Consider the following 582-nt stretch of genomic DNA (forward strand, 5'->3'; position numbering starts at 1 on the left):
GTATTTGAAAGGGAAAATCTTTATTTATATCAAAATATCAACAAAAAACATAAAATAAAACAAATAATTCAATCAAATATTCGTTTTTCTTCCGTTTTCATATTCAAAATAAGTAAAAAATATCCATTTATCAAAATAAAATCTATTTTATTTTGATAAAATAGATTTTAAACAACAAAAAAAACACAATAAAACACCAAATAACACAACAAAAATGAACACACAGATAAAACACACAAAAAAAACATTGATAAAATCAAAATAAAAACAAAAATAAAGTGGTAAAAACAAAAAAAAGACCTGAAATAAAAATATTTCAGGTCTTTTTTTATTAAAAACGAATTATTACGCTAATTGTTTCTCTAATTTCTCATTTAAAACCGACTTTGGAACCGCTCCAATTTGTTTATCTACGATTTCTCCATTTTTGAAGAACAATAAAGCAGGAATATTACGGATACCGTAACGAACTGAAATTTCTGGATTTTCATCCACGTTTACTTTTCCTATCACAGCCTTACCTTCATAATCTTTAGCCAGCTCTTCAACAACAGGACCTACCATACGACATGGACCACACCA

The 582-nt window shown here is 26.3% G+C and carries 1 protein-coding gene; it reads right to left on the bottom strand.

What is annotated here, in order from left to right:
• Positions 1–345 precede the first annotated feature (345 nt).
• Positions 346–582 (bottom strand): thioredoxin family protein (locus B4G94_RS19580; protein WP_286861239.1); only part of this gene is annotated, 237 nt, incomplete at its 5' end.

Origin of the sequence: Sphingobacterium sp. UBA7625 (assembly GCF_002484085.1) — a bacterium.
Lineage (GTDB): Bacteria > Bacteroidota > Bacteroidia > Sphingobacteriales > Sphingobacteriaceae > Sphingobacterium > Sphingobacterium athyrii.